Genomic DNA, 16,640 nt, shown 5'->3' on the forward strand with positions numbered 1-16,640 from the left:
CTGCCCGGCAGACCGTGCCGTCCGCCAGACAGGGCCGGATGACGCGAGGCGCGCGGCCGCTATTCGAGCGGCTCAGCGCCCCTTTCCACCAGCATCTCGTTCATCAGGTCGATCTCGCTCTCCTGGGCGTCGATCATGCCCTGAGCCAGCGAGATCACCTTCTCGTCAGTGGCGAATCTCACCGCCGCCTCGGCCATGTCCACCCCGCCGCGGTGGTGTTCGATCATCAGCTCCAAGAACAGGACCTCCGCCTCCAGGCCGGTCGCCTCCCGCAGCTGCGCCATCTGCTCGTCCGTGGCCAGCCCGGGCATCCGGTCCGGGACTTCGCCGCTGCCCCCGCCGCCGTGGTCGTGCCCGGCCATCCAGGCCATGGGCGGCTGGTTGCTGCGCATCGGCAGATCCCACGCGGCCAGCCACCCGTCCATCCGCCCGATCTGCCCCTGCTGGGTGACGGCCATGTCGTAGGCGACCGTCTTCAGCTTGGGGTCCTCAGTCTTGTCGTAGATGATCAGCGCCATCTCCACCGCCTGGGCGTGGTGTGCGCTCATGTCGCGCAGGAAGCCCACGTCAGCGGAGGTGTCCAACGGCCTGTCGGACCGGTTGGTGAACAGGAAAGTCGCCGCTGCGGTCAGCACGACCAGAAAGAGGACGACCGGCAGCGGAACACGTCGCGATACCCACGGTAGTGGGCCTGTTACGGCTCTGGCATCGCCTTCGTTACCCAACGGAACCATCCTGGGGGGAAATTGCGTTAAGGGTGCGTATGTTCCCTAGTGGAGCATAAGTGACAAAATTTACAGTCCTCATCGAGGACAACCACGAGGAGTAACGGGTGGGCAAGAGTTCAGCGGAACGGCGCCGCCAGGTAGCCCTAGAAATGCGTGCACGGCGGGAGCGCGAAGCCCGGAACCGCAAGATCACCAAGATCGCCGCGATCATCGCGACGGTCAGCCTGGTGGCGGGAGGAATCGGCTACCTCTTCTACCTCGACTACCGCGACCGCAACATCGAAGGGCTCAAGGAGTACACCGGACTGACCCGGAAGCACGTCACCGAAGACGTCGACTACGAGCAGAGCCCGCCCGTGGGCGGCGACCACCACGCGGCCTGGCAGAACTGCGGCGTCTACGACGCCCCGCTGCGCGACCTCCACGCCGTCCACTCTCTGGAACACGGCGCGGTCTGGATCACCTACCGGCCCGACCTGCCCGAAGACGAAGTCAAGAAACTCGCGGAGTTCTACACCCCAGGCAGCTACGTCCTGGTCAGCCCGTACGAGGGCGACATGCCCGCGCCCATCGTGGCCTCCGCCTGGGGCCTGCAACTGGGCGTGGAGAGCGCCGACGACCCCCGACTGCCCCGCTTCCTGCGTGCCTACGAGCGCGGCCCCCAGACCCCGGAACCCGGGGCTGCCTGCCACGGCGCGGTCGGTCTGACCACCGCCGACTCGGACGAAGAGTGGGAAGCCCTGCTCGGAGAAGTCCAGACCATGGAGCAGAGCGAAGACCAGTAGCTCCCCAGCCGTGTCCCACGGTACGGCGGCGGTCAAGCGGGGCGCCAAGGCGCCCCGCTCACAGTTCTCCCGGGGGTAGGGCCGGAATCTCCTGGTCGATCAGTGCGCTGAGCGTCGTCAGCGCTTCGGCGGCAGGGGAGTATGTCGCCGGCAGGGTCAGCTCCACGTACGCTTCGCGGCCCACCGCAGTGAACAGGGTCGGCGCATCCGCGGGCTCGGGAAGCCACGCGATGTCGTTGACCGACAGCAGTTGCGAGTCGGGACGCAGCCCCGCGGGACGCTCCACCCCGCACCGCACCGCGATGGTCGGCGACCCCCAGGCCGCCACCAACTCGGAGTCAGGCTCGACTCGGATGCGTTCCTGCTCATAAAGCGTGTCGGGCAGCCGTGCCATCATCGATCGGCACAGTTTCGCGGTGTGCGCATCCGGAGTGGGGGGCTCCATCCGGACCACACCGCACCCGGTGGCCGCAGCCAACAGCACGACCAGCAGCGAAACGCCGCGGACCGCACGAGACGCAGGGTGCATCAGAGATCGACTCCACACACGGGACTAGGACTCCACATTCACAACCGGGCACGTCAAAGTGCGGGTGATGCCGTCGAGCCGCTGGATGCGCGCGATCACCAGGCGCCCCAGGGCATCGATGTCTTCGGCCTGTGCGCGCACGATCACATCGTAGGGTCCGGTGACGTCGTCCACCTGGGTGACTCCTTCTACCGTGGAGATCGCCGACGCTACCTGGGCTGCCCTGCCGACCTCGGTCTGGATCAAAATGTACGCCTGCACCATGGGTGAGCCTCCGCGACTCTGCGTTGGAGCGTCTGTCGTGTGGGGACCCGCACGGACCGCACCGCCGGCAATCCCGCGTCCGGAACGGGGCACGGGTCTAGACCACTGTGACCGGAAGGGTCACCGTACCCTGGAGACCGTGTCAAGCACTATCGGAAATCTCGGTGAATTCGGGTTGATTGCTCGGGTCACCGCCCGTTTCCCCGCCACCGAGAACGTTTTGCTCGGCCCCGGCGACGACGCAGCCGTCGTCCGGGCCGCTGACGGCCGCGTCGTTGCCACCACCGACCTGCTCGTGGAGGGAAGGCACTTCCGCCGGGACTGGTCCAGTGCGCGCGACGTCGGCCACAAAGCCGCCGCGCAGAACCTCGCCGACATCGCCGCCATGGGGGCCTACCCTACCGCGCTCCTCGTCGGCTTCGCAGCCCCCGCCGACCTCCCCACCGCCTGGGCCGACGAGTTCAGCGTCGGGCTGCGCGACGAGTGCGCCGCTGCCGGAGCCGCGGTCGTGGGAGGGGACGTCGTCAGCTCCGACACCCTCACCATCGCCATCACCGCGCTCGGCGACCTGCGCGGCGCTGCCCCCGTCCGCCGGGACGGGGCCCGGCCTGGCGACCTCGTCGCCGTCACCGGTAATCTCGGACTCGCCGCAGCAGGCCTCGCCCTTCTCCACGCCGGTCAGGCTGAAGGGCACCCTGACTGCCTGACCGCACACCGCCGCCCTGCACCCCCCTATCCAGCGGGGCCGGAAGCGGCGCGGCTGGGCGCCACCGCCATGATCGACATCAGCGATGGACTGCTCCAAGACCTCGGCCATATCGCTGCGGCCTCCGGGGTGGGAATCGCGGTACGCAGCGCTGACCTGCACCCGCCTGCCGGGCTGGTCGAGGCGGTTGAGACACTGATCCGCGGCGGAAACGCCGTACGCTCGCCGCTCGACTACATGCTCGCTGGCGGAGAGGACCACGCGCTCGCCGCCACCTTCCCTCCCCGCACGTCACTGCCCCGCCAGTGGACCGTGATCGGCACCGTGGTCGACGGCGACGGGGTCACGGTCGATGGGGCAATCCCGAAACTTTCCGGATGGGACCATTTCCGAAGAACGCCAGACAACAGTGATCGGTCATGAGTAAGTCACCCAGAGGCAAGATTCCGGTTTTGGGTGACTGGCCGCGCTAAGCTCTGGCGACCGACGGCTTGTCCGTTACCGGAAACGCCCAGGGCACGGATCCGGTCGACAGGAGTGCGGAAAGGCGCGGAAGCTATGCGGAGGCACGGACGGGGACGGGGGCGACGCGGCGCCCACCGCGCAGAGCCCACCGGCAGCGGCCCACTGGCCACAGTGGGCCATGTGCTGGGCAGCACCGTTCCCAAACGCGTATCCCCACCGCGGCCGCTGCGCGTCGCGGTGGTCTCCGGAGCGATCGTCGGCGCGTTGCTGTTCAGCTACAGCACCACCCAGATCTACCTGCGTTTTACCGAACCTGACCAGACGCCGCCGGCACCGAGCGTCACCACGTCGGCAGCCCCGCCGACGGACGGACACGGCAGCCCGCAGGCAGCGATCTCCACGCAAGTGGAGATCACCGTGGGGGCCGAGGAGAGCAGCGCCCCCTCCCCGTCACAGGACGCACCCGACGGAACGGAGCGCACGGCACCGGTTCCAGATCCCGGAGAAACGGCCCCGCCCGGCGGACACCAGTCTTTCCCCGTCCCGCAGAGCGCGCCCGGAACCCCGCGGGTTTCCTACCAGAAAATCGCCTACGACGAGACCCATTTCATGGGGCATGTGACGATCACCAATGCCAGCGATGCCGTGGTGGAGAACTGGGAACTGCGAGTGAAGTTCAGCGACGCCCGCATCGTCTCCGCCTGGGGCACCGAATGGGAACCGGTCCCCGGCGGGTTCATCGCCCGCCAGCCGCACTGGTCCAACGGTATTCCCCCGGGGCAGTCCATCACCATCAGCTTCACGGCGCGGGGCACCAGTCACACCCCGGAAAGCTGCTCGTTCAACGGCGTGCCCTGCTCCCTGTGAGCGGCAAGCCGTCTGTCTCCCGGCCCGGGGAACTCCCTTGCCGCACACTGCCCAGAAAAACGATCGAGCGCCACGACAGTTCGTCTGTGACGCTCGACGATGGTGCGCACGCGGAGTGCGCGCTGAAAGGGCATTCAGAAACGATCGACTTTGCCCGCCTTGATGCAGGAGGTGCACACGTTCAGCCGCTTCGGCGTACCCCCCACCCGGGTACGGACAGTCTGGATGTTCGGGTTCCAGCGGCGGCGGGTACGGCGGTGCGAGTGCGAGATACGGTTCCCGAACCCCGGTCCCTTGCTGCAGATGTCACAGACGGAAGCCACGGTAACTCCATTCACGCGCTCGGGCCGGCTGTGCTCGCACGCACGTCGATGACCCGAGAAAGGTCTGATGGGCAAGCAGGTCGACGCGGAACGCCAACCGTGGAAGCGTACCCGAAGACAGGACAAGACCCCACACCAGGGATCCATGTCTCCGGACGAGCGCCGGATCACCAACCGGAAGGGAGAATCCGGCTCAGGAAGTCCCCCGCTGAGGAGCCGTCCCAAGACACAACGCTTCCCCAAGTATAGCCCTGCGACGATCCGTAAGATGCCACAGTGGCGGGCCGCACGGCCAGGGAACGAGGCTGGGAAGGCGGGGGACCATGACCGACTTGACCGAGTCGCTGCGCGTCGTCGGGGACCGCACCGCGAAGGTCCTGGCTTCCGCACTGGGCTTGCACACCGTGGGAGACCTGCTGCGCCACTACCCCCGGCGCTACGACCGCCGCGGCGAGCTCACCGACCTGGACGGGCTGGTCGAAGGGGAACAGGTCACTGTCCTTGCCGAAGTCCTCACCTGCACGGTCCGCCCGATGCGCCAGCGGCGCGGCTCCATCCTCGAAGTCGTCGTCACCGACGGCCGCGGCCGGCTCTCCCTGCTCTTCTTCCACCGGGTCGGCTGGCACCGCGACCGGCTCCTGCCGGGCCGGCGCGGGCTGTTCGCCGGAAAAGTCTCCGTCTACCGGGGGCGCCGCCAACTCGCCCACCCCGAATACGAGCTGTTCGAGTCCGACGACGCGATCCAGGAACGGGCCCGCACCTACGCGGACACGCTCATCCCCATCTATCCGGCGACCGAAAAGATCACTTCGTGGAAGATCGCCAAAGCCGTGGCCACGGTCCTCGACATCCTGGGGGACCTCCCCGACCCGCTGCCCGCCGACCTCCGCGCCCGGCACGGCCTGGTGAGCCTGTCCGAGGCCTACCGGCTCATCCACACCCCGAAAGACTGGGATGATGTGCGCGCGGCACGGAAGCGGCTGAAATGGGACGAGGCGTTCGTCATCCAGGTGGCGCTCGCCCAGCGGCGGCGTACCGCCCAGCGGCAGCCCGCCCAGCCCCGCCCCCGCATCTCCGGCGGGATCCTCGACGCCTTCGACGCGAACCTGCCGTTCACGCTCACCGACGGACAGCGCGAGGTGGGCGAGGTGATCTCCGCCGACCTCGCTTCCGACCACCCCATGCACCGCCTGCTCCAAGGCGATGTCGGCGCAGGCAAGACCCTGGTCGCCCTGCGCGCCATGCTCCAAGTGGTGGATGCGGGCGGGCAGGCGGCTCTCCTCGCCCCCACCGAGGTGCTGGCCCAGCAGCACCACCGCTCGATCACTGAGATGCTCGGCCCCCTGGCCCGGGCTGGCCAGCTCGACGGCGCGGAACAGGCGACCCGCGTCGCCCTGCTCACCGGCTCGCTCGGCGCGGCCGCCCGCCGGGAAGCGCTGCTGGACGCAGCCTCCGGCCGGGCCGGCATCGTCATCGGCACCCACGCCCTGCTCCAAGAACAGGTCACGTTTGCCGACCTCGGCCTGGTCGTGATCGACGAGCAGCACCGTTTCGGCGTAGAACAGCGCGACGCGCTGCGCGACAAGTCCACCCGTGGCCGGCCGCACGTGCTCGTCATGACCGCGACCCCGATTCCGCGCACCGTGGCGATGACGGTCTACGGCGACCTCGACGTGGTGGCGCTCCGGCAGCTCCCCGCCGGGCGGTCCCCGATCGCTACCCACGTGGTCCCGTCCCGCGACAAACCGCACTACCTGGCCCGGGCCTGGGAGCGCATCCGCGAAGAAGTCGCGCAGGGCCGCCAGGCCTATATCGTCTGCCCCCGGATCGGCGGGGAAGCCGAAGACCCCGAGGAGAACGGACGGCTCTTCGCCGAACCGGACGGCGGGGAGACCGCGGGGCGGCGCGCCCCGCTCGCCGTTGTCGACCTGCTCGCCGAAGTCGAGCAGGGGCCGCTTGCAGGCCTGCGGCTGGCCGCGCTGCACGGCCGGCTGGCCCCTGACGAGAAGGACAAGGTCATGCGGGCCTTCGCCGCGGGCGAAATCGACGTGCTCGTGGCGACCACCGTGGTCGAAGTCGGCGTGAATGTGCCCAACGCCACTGTGATGATGATCATGGACGCGGACCGGTTCGGGGTCTCCCAACTGCACCAGTTGCGCGGCCGGGTCGGCCGGGGCAGCCTGCCCGGACTGTGTCTGCTGGTCACCGAGGCTGAAGAGGGCAGCCCGGCCCGGCGGCGCCTGGACGCGGTGGCGTCCACCACCGACGGGTTCGCCCTGTCCCGGCTGGACTTGGAGCAGCGCCGCGAAGGCGACATCCTCGGCGTGGCCCAGTCCGGCCGCAGCGGCACCCTGCGGCTGCTCACCATCACCCACGAGCAGGACGAGGAGCTGATCGGCCAGGCCCGTGCGGAGGCCACCGCCCTGGTGGACGCCGACCCGGAGCTGTCCGACCACCCCGTGCTGGCCCAGGCCCTCACCGAACTGCTCGGCGACGACCGCGCAGAGTACCTAGAGAAAGCCTGAGGGGAGCCGCCGCAGTGCGGCACCGCGCTGCGGCCCGTCCCGGCGCCTGCGGGACCCGGTCTAGGGTGGGCGGAAAACAGCGCACAGACGAGGGAGCACACCACCGATGACCCGCATCATCGCCGGTACTGCGGGAGGCCGTCGCCTGGCTGTCCCCCGAGGCCGGACCACCCGGCCCACCAGCGACCGGGTACGCGAAGCCCTGTTCGCCTCGGTGCTGTCGGAACTGGGCACGCTCGCGGGACTGCGGGTGCTCGACCTCTATGCGGGCTCCGGCGCAATCGGGCTGGAAGCGCTCTCCCGGGGAGCCGCGCACGCCCTGCTCGTGGAGGCCGACCGGCGCGCGGCCGCGGTCATTGACCGCAATATCGCCCAGCTCGGACTGCCCGGGGCGCGGCTGGTCGTCGACCGGGTGGAACGCGTCCTGTCCCGCGGCCCGGACGGCGGCCCCTACGACTTCGTGTTCGCTGACCCGCCCTACGCGATTGAAGACCGCGAGGTCACCGCGGTATTGGAGGCACTCCGCGACCACGGCTGGCTGACCGCGGGCACTCTCATCGTTGTGGAACGCTCATCTCGAAAGGAACCCATGGGATGGCCTGACGGTTACCAAAAAGGCAAGGTCCGTCAATACGGCGAAACGTCCCTTTGGTACGGTCACGCCGCGAGCCTCCCTGATCGGGACTGACCTGGTGGGCAGAATCCTGTGATACCGGCTCGCTGATCCGCAAACCAGTCAGAGAGGAGCGGTCCCGTGCGCCGTGTCGTCTGCCCTGGATCTTTCGATCCCGTCACCAATGGCCATATCGACATCATCCGCCGAGCGGCGAAACAGAACGAAGAAGTCATTGTCGCGGTGCTGGTGAACGTCAATAAACGTGGGCTTTTCACGGCGGACGAGAAGCTCGAGATGCTCCGGGAAGCGACCAAGGAGTTCGACAACGTCACCGTCGCCAAGTTCGACGGGCTGCTCGTCGACTTCTGCCGGGCCCACGACGTCTCCGCGATCGTGCGGAGCCTCCGCTCGGTCAGCGACTTCGACTACGAGCTGCAGATCGCCCAAATGAACTACCAGCTCTCGGGGATCGACACGCTGTTTTTGACCGCGAATCCCAAGTATTCGTTCCTCAGCTCCAGCCTGGTGCGGGAGATCGCCCAGTACAACGGGGACGTGAGCGCGCTGGTCCCGCCCTATGTGGAGGAGCGCCTGCGCGCCAAGTACGCCGAGCTGGCCAAGAAGAACGGCTAGGGCTAGAGTCCTCAGGTTCCGCGGTTTGGGACGGAAGGACCCCGCAGGTAGAATCGGTGACTGGCTGGTTCCGGGGCAAAGTGTGCCCGCGGGACAGCCATCCGGCGCCGGTCTCCGGCTGCCGGTCCGGTTAGTCCCTGTTCCCACCGCGTGTGGGACCCGTCTCAACCGAAAGCGCGATCACTCTGTCTCGTCTAGACTCCGAATCTCCGCTTGTGGTCGACACCCGACCGCTCGGCAGGCAGCCCGGTTCGATGCGGAAGGAAACCCGTGTCGTCCCCGCGCCTCCGCCGATGGCTGTCGGCATGGCCGAGGTGCCCGCGGGCAGCGACATCGAGCTGGATCTGCGGCTCGAAGCTGTCATGGAGGGCGTGCTCGTGACGGGTGAGGCGCGGACCCGGTACGCCGCCGAGTGCGCGCGCTGCCTGGATCCGCTGTCCAGGGAGCTGGAGGTCGACTTCCAGGAGCTGTTCCGCTATCCGCTCGACGACGACCACCCTCTCGTAGACGAGGTGGACGTCGTCGATGAGGATGAGGACTACTATCTTGAGGACGATCTGCTCGACCTCGAACCGGTGATCCGCGATGCGGTAGTGCTTGCACTGCCGCAGTCGCCGCTGTGTCGGGACGACTGCCCTGGCCTGTGCGTGGAGTGCGGCGTCAAACTAGCTGACGTTGGCCCGGAGCACAGCCACGGCGAGAGTTTCGACCCCCGGTGGGAGGCGTTGCGTCAACTGCGCGAGGAGTCCGGAGGGAGCTGAGCGTGCCACCGACGGGCGCCGGGCGGGTTGGCCGGCGAAGCCCGGTAACTCCGTGCTCTTCGTACCGGGACCTCTCCTGCGCCGCGGGCGGGCAGGTCATCGAGGAGCACACGCACCCCCGCGAAAGCGGGCCATGACCCAGGAGGATTGAAGTGGCCGTCCCGAAGCGGAAGATGTCGCGGAGCAACACGCGTGTCCGCCGTTCTCAGTGGAAGGCAGCGCGCCCGCTGCTGACCAGTTGCCCGCGCTGCCGTGACCCGAAGCTCCCGCACGTCGCCTGCCCTACGTGCGGTACCTACAGCAACCGCCAGGTCATCAACCCGGCGTGACAGCACGAAGGCGGGTCCGCAGATGGTCGGGCCCGCCGTTCCGTACCTCCGCCAGCGCGCTGCCGGTGCGTGCTGTCTTTTTCCGACATGGTTCGGGAATCCCCGAAGCCGTGGTGGTTGCCGTGCGCGCCCCACGACGTCCACCTCGTCTTCGAGCGTTCTCGACCGGATCGGAGTCTCCCGGTCCTGCAGCCGGTGCCAACGGTCAGTTCATCCTGCGGCGGTTCCTGCCTCAGGCGGGAGCTCCGCATGATCCGTAAGGATGTGAAGGTCGATGGGAACGCAGCTTTCCCCTGCCGAAGTCCGTGAGTTCCAGGAGACTGTCGGGGTCGAGATCGCTCCCGACATTCTCACCCGCGCCCTCACCCACCGCTCCTACGCCTACGAGAACGGCGGTCTTCCCACCAACGAGCGGTTGGAGTTCCTGGGCGACTCAGTGCTCGGCCTCGTGGTCACCGACACCCTCTACCGCACCCACCCGGACCTGTCCGAAGGGCAACTGGCCAAGCTGCGCGCCGCGGTGGTCAACATGCGGGCGCTGGCCGATGTGGCCCGCGAACTGGGGATCGGCCGCTATGTGCGACTGGGACGCGGCGAGGAGGCCACGGGCGGCCGCGACAAGTCGTCGATCCTCGCCGACACGTTGGAAGCCTTGATCGGGGCCGTCTACCTGGACCGCGGACTGGACGAGGCGTCTGAGCTGGTCCACCGGCTGTTCGACCCGCTGATCGCCCGGGCTTCCGGCTTGGGCGCGGGACTGGACTGGAAGACGTCCCTGCAGGAGCTCACCGCGGCTGAACTGCTCGGTGTTCCCGAATACGTGGTGGAAGAGAGCGGCCCGGACCACCAGAAGACGTTCCGCGCCACGGTGCGGGTCGCCGGGCAGACCTACGGCTCGGGAGAGGGCCGCAGCAAGAAGGAAGCAGAGCAGCAGGCCGCGGAATCCGCGTGGAAGGCGATCCGCGCCGCCACCGAGAAAGCCAAGCAGGAGAGCTGAGGGCATGCCGGAGCTGCCTGAAGTCGAGGTGGTGCGGCGCGGCCTGGAAAAGTGGGTGGTCGGCGCGTCGTTCGGCGAGGTCGAGGTCCTGCATCCGCGTGCGGTCCGGCGCCACGCGCCGGGTGCGGCGGATTTCGCCGCGCGCGTCAGCGGGTGCGGGGTCACGGAGGCGCGCCGCCGCGGCAAGTACCTCTGGTTGACCTTGGACTCCGGGGAGGCGCTCCTCGCCCACCTGGGGATGAGCGGCCAATTGCTGGTCCAGCCGCGCCATGCCGCAGCCGAACGGCATCTGCGGGTCCGCCTGCCCCTGACGGCGCGTCAAGGCCACGACCCGGAGGCCCCGCAAGAGCTGCGTTTCGTCGACCAGCGCACGTTCGGCCACCTGCTCGTGGACCGGCTGGTGGATGACGGCACCGGTACCGGGCTGCCTTCGGTGATCTCCCACATTGCGCGCGACCCCCTGGACCCTGCTTTCGACGAGGACGCGTTCGCCGCGGCGCTGTGCCGCAAACGCACTGAGCTGAAACGCGCCCTCCTCGACCAGTCCCTCATCAGCGGGATCGGCAACATCTACGCCGATGAAGCGCTGTGGATGTCCCAACTGCACTGGGCGACCCCTACCGAGGCCCTGTCGCGCTCCCAGGTCGCCACGCTGCTGGCCGCGGTCCGCGAGGTGATGGTCGCGGCCCTGGCCCAGGGCGGGACCTCGTTCGACAGCCTTTATGTGAACGTCAACGGGGAGAGCGGCTATTTTGCGCGCAGTCTCAACGCCTACGGCCGGAACGACCAGCCGTGTGCACGCTGCGGCACGCCGATCCAACGGGAGACGTTCATGAACCGCTCGTCGTACAGTTGTCCGCGGTGCCAGCCGAGACCGCGGCACGCGCGAGCGTGAGCGCTTGTTTTCCCGGGTAAGCGCACCGAGAGTCACCAGGGGAGTCATGGAGAAGGTTCGTCTGACCGCATGGGTGCGCGGGCACGTCCAGGGCGTAGGTTTCCGGTGGTGGACGCGAGCACGCGCATTGGAGCTCGGACTTACCGGAGCCGCGACCAATCTGGATGACGGCAGAGTGGAAGTGGTCGCGGAAGGGGATCGCACGGCCTGTGAACGGCTCCTCGAGTTGCTGCGCAGCGGCCAGACACCGGGGCGTGTGGATTCCGTCGTTGAGCGTTGGACAAACCATAGGGGTTCTTTCACCGGATTCGAGGAGCGGTGAGTATCCTGGATATGGGGACGCGATTCGTGTGAGAACCCGGAACGCGACACGGGACTGCTGAGAGGGCTCTCACCCCGCCCCGGGGATAGAGCACCACCCACCCGGGGGATCACCGACGAATCGCGTGACCTCGCATGCCCAATAACGGTGTACAGACACAGTTGTCGCCGGCTTTTTCGTCCAATTCTTGACCGACGGCGCGCACGGTGAGACGCTGGAAGGTACATAATGCGCTTATCCACCTTCACGCCAGGCTGACTCAGGCATTTCTCCTACCTGGCCGTGGCGTCATTTCCGTGTGCGATTCCCGTTGGTCACTCAGTGTGGAGGACCCGTAATCATGGCAAAAGCTCTGTTTGGTCACGTCGGAGGTCCGGACCCTCGTATGGTCCAGGAACTGCGGCGTTTGCAGAAGCGCGTACGCGACCTCGAAAACGAGGTCATGAGGCTCCAGGCCCAAAACGACCGGCTTTCCGAGACGATCACGGATCTCACCGTCTCCACCTCCGATCGCGAGCCGGCTCTGGCCTGATCCAACCCCACCAGCGCTGCGCGGATCCCAGTCGACGAAGGGCGCCTGCACCTCAAATCTCCTGGCGCCCTCGAAAACGCGGGAAACCGCAGAGCACTGTGAAGATCTTTCTTTCCCTTGGAATTAACCAGGTTTTACCCGGAAATCCTTTTCCGTAATCCTGAAAGATCATATTCCTCCCGACGTTGCCAACACACCAGGTCCGGGCAGCGCTCCGTATGATCCCAGTGGCGGCCATCCCGGTGTGTCGCAGCGGGAGAAGAGGCCGTTTCCGGTCGCCTCTTCGTCTTCCGACCCGGTTCTGACGCCCCGCACCGCGCCGCGTTATAGGGGCCAGAACAGACTTTCCGCCACGCAGGGTTCTCCGCTGTCGTGGGTCGACCGACATCCTGTCGCATACCGCGCCCTGCCCCATGAAAGGCAAGGCCACAGCGTCCCGAAAGCGTGCCATGCACTCGCCAAGGCATGGCACGCTTGACAGCGACAAAGTCGGGAGACCGCGGAGGTGAACGCGCAACCGTGTACTTGAAGACCCTCACCTTGCGCGGATTCAAATCCTTCGCGTCGGCCACCACACTCCGCTTCGAACCCGGGATCACCTGTGTGGTCGGACCTAACGGGTCGGGAAAGTCCAATGTGGTTGACGCCCTGGCGTGGGTCATGGGGGAACAGGGCGCGAAGACGCTGCGCGGCGGCAAGATGGAGGACGTGATCTTCGCGGGAACGTCGTCCCGCCCTCCGCTCGGCCGAGCCGAAGTCAGCCTCACTATCGACAACACCGACGGTGCGCTGCCCATCGACTACTCCGAAGTCACCATCAAGCGGACCATGTTCCGCAACGGCGGCTCAGAGTACGCCATCAACGGCGACCCCTGCCGCCTCCTCGACATCCAAGAACTGCTCAGCGACTCCGGTATCGGCCGGGAGATGCACGTCATCGTCGGCCAAGGGCAGCTCGACACGGTGCTGCACGCCGGACCGGAGGAGCGCCGTGCGCTCATTGAAGAAGCCGCGGGCATCCTCAAACACCGCAAACGCAAAGAGAAAGCGCTGCGGAAACTCTCCGCGATGCAGAGCAACCTCGACCGGGTGAGTGACCTGGTCGCGGAGCTGCGCCGCCAGCTCAAACCGCTCGGCCGCCAAGCGGAACTGGCCCGCCGCGCCACGGTCATCCAAGCGGAACTGCGGGACGCCCGGCTCCGGCTGCTCGCCGACGACATCGTCACCCTGCGGGAAGCCCTCGCCAAGGAGGAAGCCGACGAGGCCGAGGTCCGCGCCCGCCGCGCCGCTGTCGAAGCAGAGCTCACCCAAGCCCAGGAGCGCGAAAACCAGTTGGAGCAGGCCGCAGCCGAAGCCGCTCCGCTGCTCGCCCGCGCCCAAGAGGCCTACCACGCCCTGCAGCGGCTCAAAGAGCGGCTCAGCGCGGTCGCCAGCCTCGCCACGGAACGCCACCGCAACCTCAGCGCCGCCAGCAGGGAAGAGCACCGCGGCCGCGACCCGGAAGAGCTGGAAGCGGAAGCCGCGGAGATCCGCGCCGAGGAGGAAGAGCTCCGCGCCCAACTGGAAGAGGCGCGCCTCCGGCTGGAAGAGGTCGTCGTGGAGCGGGCCGAAGCCGAGGCGGCGCTGCGCGACGAAGAGCAGCGGGTGGCCGCGGCCGTGCGTGCCGCCGCCGACCGCCGGGAAGGCCTGGCCCGGCTCCACGAACGCGCCGCAGCGCTGCGCCGCACCCTGGAAGCGCAGGACGCTGAGATTGAACGCCTCACCCAGGCTGCCGCGGAAGCCCGGGAACGCGCCGCCCAAGCCCAAGAGGAGTTCGCGGACGCCCGCGCCGACGCGGAAAGCCTGGACCTCGGGGACAGCGAACTCGACGAAGCCTACGAGCAGGCCCGCGAAGAGCTCGCCGCCGCGGAGGCCCGCCTGGCTGAGCTGCGCGACGCAGAACGGAACGCGGAGCGGGAACGTGCCGCCTTGGAGGCCCGGCGGGACGCCCTGCAGATGGGGCTGGAGCGCCGGGACGGTGCTGCCGCCCTCCTCACCGCGGACGGGGACGCGCTCGGCCTGATCGGCGCCCTCACCTCCCTCATCGACGTGGCCGCGGGCGACGAGAGCGCGATCGCCGCGGCGTTGGGCGCGGCCGCGGACGCAGTGGTCGTCGGCACGCACGACGCCGCCCGCAGCGCCCTGGACCTCCTCAAACAGCGTGACGCCGGCCGAGCCGGGATCGTGGTCGCCGACAGCGCTGAGGTCCAGCCGCGGGAGCAGTGGCCCGACCCGCCCGCGGGCGCCCGCTACGCGGTGGACTCCGTCACCGTCCCCCCGCGGCTCCGCTCCGCCGTCACTGCGCTGCTCGCCGATACCGTGCTGGTCCCCGACATGGCGACGGCTGCCCGTGTCATCGCGGAACGTCCCGCCCTGCGCGCTGTCACCCCGGAAGGGGACGTGTTCACTTCCGCGTTTGTGCACGGCGGCGCCGCCACCGGGCCCAGTCAACTGGAAGTGCGCGCTGCCATCGACGAAACAGCCAGCCAGTTGGCCGCGGCCGAGGAGGTCTGCAAGCGGATCACCGAGGACCTCGGTGACGCCCAGCTCGAACGGGAGCGGGCGGCGGCAGCCGTGGACGCGATCACCGCCCGCCGCCGGGAGGCGGACCGGCGCCGCAGCGAGATTGCGCAGCGCGTGGGCCGTCTCGGCGCTCAAGTCCGCTCAGCCACCCAGGAAGCCGAACGGTACACCGCTGCCGTGGAGAAGGCCGTCCGTGAACGCGAAGCCACCCGGGCAGCCCTTGCGGAACTCGAGGAACGGGTCGCCCAGGCGGAGAGCGAACCCGTGGACGAAAGCGAGCCGGACACGGCCCGCCGTGACCAGTGGGCCGCGGAAGCCGCTCGGCTGCGGTCCGTGGAAATGGAGGCGCGCCTGGCCGTGCGCACCGCTGAAGAGCGGGTCCGCGCGATCACTGGGCGGGCAGAAGGGCTCCTGCGGGCCGCAGCCGCGGAACGCCGGGCCCGGGAGGAGGCGGCCCGTCGCCGACAGCGCCGCGCCGCCCAAGCCAAGGTCGCCCAGGCGGTCGCGGAAGGCGCCTCCCAGGCGCTGGCACGGATCACCGTCTCCCTCGCCGAAGCCGACGGGGAGCGTCGGCTCGCCGAGGAGCAGCGCGACGCCCGGGAAGCCGAACTCAAAACGGTTCGGGTGCGGATCCGGGAACTTTCCACGGAACTGGAGAAGCTGCGCTCCGCCGTGCACAGCGGGGAGATGGCCCGCGCCGAGCGCCGCCTGCGGCTGGAACAGTTGGAGACGCGCGCCCGTGAAGAGTGGGGCATGGAAGTGGAGACGCTCGTGGCCGAGTACGGCCCGCACGTGCCCGTGCCCCCGCCCCCCGGCACCCCGGAGGACGAGGCTGTCCCGGTGCCGTATGTGCGCGCAGTGCAGGAGAAGCGCGCGAAGACCGCGGAACGCCAGCTCAACCAGCTCGGCAAGATCAACCCGCTGGCGTTGGAAGAGTTCGCTGCCCTGGAGGAGCGGCACAACTTCCTCAACGCCCAGTTGGAGGACTTGAAGAAGACCCGCCGCGACCTGATGACCGTGGTCAAAGAGGTCGACGACCGGGTTCAGGAGATCTTCTCCGCCGCCTACGCCGACGTGGCACGGGAGTTCTCCCGCGTCTTCGCGCGCCTCTTCCCCGGAGGGGAGGGGCGGCTCGTCCTCACCGACCCCGACGACATGCTCACCACCGGGGTCGAAGTGGAGGCCCGCCCGCCCGGGAAGAAGGTGAAGCGCCTCTCCCTGCTCTCCGGTGGGGAGCGGTCACTGACCGCGGTCGCTTTCCTCGTCGCGATCTTCAAAGCCCGGCCGTCCCCGTTCTACGTGATGGACGAGGTGGAGGCCGCGCTGGACGACATCAACCTGCAGCGGCTGCTCGTGGTCTTCGAAGAGCTGCGGGCCACGTCCCAGCTCATCGTCATCACCCACCAGAAGCGCACCATGGAGATCGCTGACGCCCTGTACGGCGTGACGATGCAGGGCGACGGGATCTCCCAGGTGATCAGCCAGAAGCTGGAGCGGAAAGCGAGCTGACCTGGCCTGCATTGCTTCGGGGCGACAGCGAGGAGACCACGGCAGACCCCAGGGGAAAGCCCTTTTTGCCCTTTTGGTCCACCCTTCCTGGCGGACAAGATCAGCGGCGGCCTAAGATGGCCTGGTCGCGTCGTACTACGGCGGAAACGCACAGGTACGAGGCGATGGCACCACGTAAGCGAAGTCCGGTCTGAAACCGGCGCTGTCCCCGCAACTGTGACACTCCGCTCCCGCCCCGGCGGGAACGGAGTGGAGCCAGGTCGCCTTGCGTGGTCGCCGACGTTCACTGTTC

17 protein-coding genes and 1 riboswitch are annotated in these 16,640 nt (G+C 68.3%); of the genes, 13 read left to right on the forward strand and 4 right to left on the reverse strand.

All coding sequences use genetic code 11. The features are described 5' to 3' along the window. Nucleotides 1-59: 59 nt before the first annotated feature. Complete coding sequence (locus TFU_RS03205; protein ID WP_011291086.1) at nucleotides 60-635, reverse strand: DUF305 domain-containing protein; 576 nt, start codon at nucleotides 633-635, stop codon at nucleotides 60-62. Between the two features lie 197 nt (nucleotides 636-832). On the opposite strand from TFU_RS03205, the gene TFU_RS03210 reads away from it, so the two are divergent. Then, entirely contained in the window at nucleotides 833-1,513 is a 681-nt protein-coding gene (locus tag TFU_RS03210; RefSeq protein ID WP_011291087.1) for a DUF3105 domain-containing protein, read from the forward strand. Nucleotides 1,514-1,571: 58 nt separating this feature from the next. Here TFU_RS03210 and TFU_RS03215 read toward each other — a convergent pair whose 3' ends face one another. Both TFU_RS03215 and TFU_RS03220 read right to left on the reverse strand, forming a co-directional pair. Further along, nucleotides 1,572-2,042 carry a DUF3515 domain-containing protein gene (locus tag TFU_RS03215; RefSeq protein ID WP_011291088.1) on the reverse strand — a complete coding sequence of 157 codons (471 nt, stop codon included), beginning with the start codon at nucleotides 2,040-2,042 and terminating at the stop codon, nucleotides 1,572-1,574. 24 nt (nucleotides 2,043-2,066) lie between these two features. After that, on the reverse strand, nucleotides 2,067-2,306 hold the full coding sequence (locus TFU_RS03220; protein ID WP_011291089.1) for an Lrp/AsnC family transcriptional regulator: 240 nt from the start codon (nucleotides 2,304-2,306) through the stop codon (nucleotides 2,067-2,069). A gap of 139 nt (nucleotides 2,307-2,445) precedes the next feature. Between TFU_RS03220 and TFU_RS03225 the strand changes: the two genes are divergently transcribed. Beyond that, entirely contained in the window at nucleotides 2,446-3,435 is a 990-nt protein-coding gene (locus TFU_RS03225; protein ID WP_011291090.1) for a thiamine-phosphate kinase, read from the forward strand. A 135-nt stretch (nucleotides 3,436-3,570) separates the two neighbouring features. After that, nucleotides 3,571-4,344: a cellulose binding domain-containing protein gene (locus TFU_RS03230; protein ID WP_104612521.1), complete on the forward strand. Its 774-nt coding sequence runs from the start codon at nucleotides 3,571-3,573 to the stop codon at nucleotides 4,342-4,344. A 134-nt stretch (nucleotides 4,345-4,478) separates the two neighbouring features. Here TFU_RS03230 and rpmB read toward each other — a convergent pair whose 3' ends face one another. Further along, complete coding sequence (gene rpmB, locus TFU_RS03235; RefSeq protein ID WP_011291092.1) at nucleotides 4,479-4,667, reverse strand: 50S ribosomal protein L28; 189 nt, start codon at nucleotides 4,665-4,667, stop codon at nucleotides 4,479-4,481. Nucleotides 4,668-4,990: 323 nt separating this feature from the next. Here rpmB and recG point away from each other — a divergent pair, with 323 nt between their 5' ends. The 10 genes from recG to smc all read left to right on the forward strand — a co-directional run bounded on the left by recG (nucleotide 4,991) and on the right by smc (nucleotide 16,348). Then, the gene (gene recG, locus TFU_RS03240; protein WP_011291093.1) at nucleotides 4,991-7,192 is read left to right on the forward strand and encodes an ATP-dependent DNA helicase RecG; all 2,202 of its coding nucleotides are present in this window, start codon (nucleotides 4,991-4,993) and stop codon (nucleotides 7,190-7,192) included. A gap of 106 nt (nucleotides 7,193-7,298) precedes the next feature. Next, nucleotides 7,299-7,880 (forward strand): 16S rRNA (guanine(966)-N(2))-methyltransferase RsmD, encoded by a 582-nt coding sequence (gene rsmD / locus TFU_RS03245; protein ID WP_011291094.1) that lies wholly within the window; start codon nucleotides 7,299-7,301, stop codon nucleotides 7,878-7,880. 66 nt (nucleotides 7,881-7,946) lie between these two features. Further along, nucleotides 7,947-8,441, forward strand: coding sequence for a pantetheine-phosphate adenylyltransferase (gene coaD / locus TFU_RS03250; protein WP_011291095.1), 495 nt, complete (start codon nucleotides 7,947-7,949; stop codon nucleotides 8,439-8,441). 215 nt (nucleotides 8,442-8,656) lie between these two features. After that, on the forward strand, nucleotides 8,657-9,202 hold the full coding sequence (locus TFU_RS03255) for a YceD family protein (RefSeq protein WP_041427685.1): 546 nt from the start codon (nucleotides 8,657-8,659) through the stop codon (nucleotides 9,200-9,202). Nucleotides 9,203-9,354: 152 nt separating this feature from the next. Beyond that, a complete protein-coding gene (rpmF, locus tag TFU_RS15715; protein ID WP_011291097.1) occupies nucleotides 9,355-9,531 on the forward strand; it encodes a 50S ribosomal protein L32 in 177 nt (58 codons plus the stop codon). A gap of 274 nt (nucleotides 9,532-9,805) precedes the next feature. Further along, on the forward strand, nucleotides 9,806-10,528 hold the full coding sequence (gene rnc / locus TFU_RS03260) for a ribonuclease III (RefSeq protein ID WP_011291098.1): 723 nt from the start codon (nucleotides 9,806-9,808) through the stop codon (nucleotides 10,526-10,528). Between the two features lie 4 nt (nucleotides 10,529-10,532). Then, a complete protein-coding gene (mutM, locus tag TFU_RS03265; protein WP_011291099.1) occupies nucleotides 10,533-11,423 on the forward strand; it encodes a bifunctional DNA-formamidopyrimidine glycosylase/DNA-(apurinic or apyrimidinic site) lyase in 891 nt (296 codons plus the stop codon). Nucleotides 11,424-11,469: 46 nt separating this feature from the next. Next, on the forward strand, nucleotides 11,470-11,745 hold the full coding sequence (locus TFU_RS15720) for an acylphosphatase (RefSeq protein ID WP_011291100.1): 276 nt from the start codon (nucleotides 11,470-11,472) through the stop codon (nucleotides 11,743-11,745). Nucleotides 11,746-12,085: 340 nt separating this feature from the next. Next, complete coding sequence (locus TFU_RS03270) at nucleotides 12,086-12,277, forward strand: hypothetical protein (RefSeq protein ID WP_038043324.1); 192 nt, start codon at nucleotides 12,086-12,088, stop codon at nucleotides 12,275-12,277. A 519-nt stretch (nucleotides 12,278-12,796) separates the two neighbouring features. Further along, nucleotides 12,797-16,348 (forward strand): chromosome segregation protein SMC, encoded by a 3,552-nt coding sequence (gene smc, locus TFU_RS03275; RefSeq protein WP_011291102.1) that lies wholly within the window; start codon nucleotides 12,797-12,799, stop codon nucleotides 16,346-16,348. Between the two features lie 142 nt (nucleotides 16,349-16,490). Next, nucleotides 16,491-16,631, forward strand: a riboswitch (cobalamin riboswitch). Nucleotides 16,632-16,640: the final 9 nt, after the last annotated feature.

This window comes from Thermobifida fusca YX, assembly GCF_000012405.1.
GTDB classification, from domain to species: Bacteria; Actinomycetota; Actinomycetes; order Streptosporangiales; family Streptosporangiaceae; genus Thermobifida; species Thermobifida fusca.

Excerpts from the sequence above, each read along its gene's own strand:
- rnc (WP_011291098.1), top strand. The coding sequence starts at position 9,806 with ATGGGAACGCAGCTTTCCCCTGCCGAAGTCCGTGAGTTCCAGGAGACT.
- TFU_RS03220 (WP_011291089.1), bottom strand. The coding sequence starts at position 2,306 with ATGGTGCAGGCGTACATTTTGATCCAGACCGAGGTCGGCAGGGCAGCC.
- TFU_RS03230 (WP_104612521.1), top strand. The coding sequence starts at position 3,571 with ATGCGGAGGCACGGACGGGGACGGGGGCGACGCGGCGCCCACCGCGCA.
- TFU_RS15720 (WP_011291100.1), top strand. The coding sequence starts at position 11,470 with ATGGAGAAGGTTCGTCTGACCGCATGGGTGCGCGGGCACGTCCAGGGC.
- rsmD (WP_011291094.1), top strand. The coding sequence starts at position 7,299 with ATGACCCGCATCATCGCCGGTACTGCGGGAGGCCGTCGCCTGGCTGTC.
- mutM (WP_011291099.1), top strand. The coding sequence starts at position 10,533 with ATGCCGGAGCTGCCTGAAGTCGAGGTGGTGCGGCGCGGCCTGGAAAAG.
- TFU_RS03215 (WP_011291088.1), bottom strand. The coding sequence starts at position 2,042 with ATGCACCCTGCGTCTCGTGCGGTCCGCGGCGTTTCGCTGCTGGTCGTG.
- TFU_RS03270 (WP_038043324.1), top strand. The coding sequence starts at position 12,086 with ATGGCAAAAGCTCTGTTTGGTCACGTCGGAGGTCCGGACCCTCGTATG.
- recG (WP_011291093.1), top strand. The coding sequence starts at position 4,991 with ATGACCGACTTGACCGAGTCGCTGCGCGTCGTCGGGGACCGCACCGCG.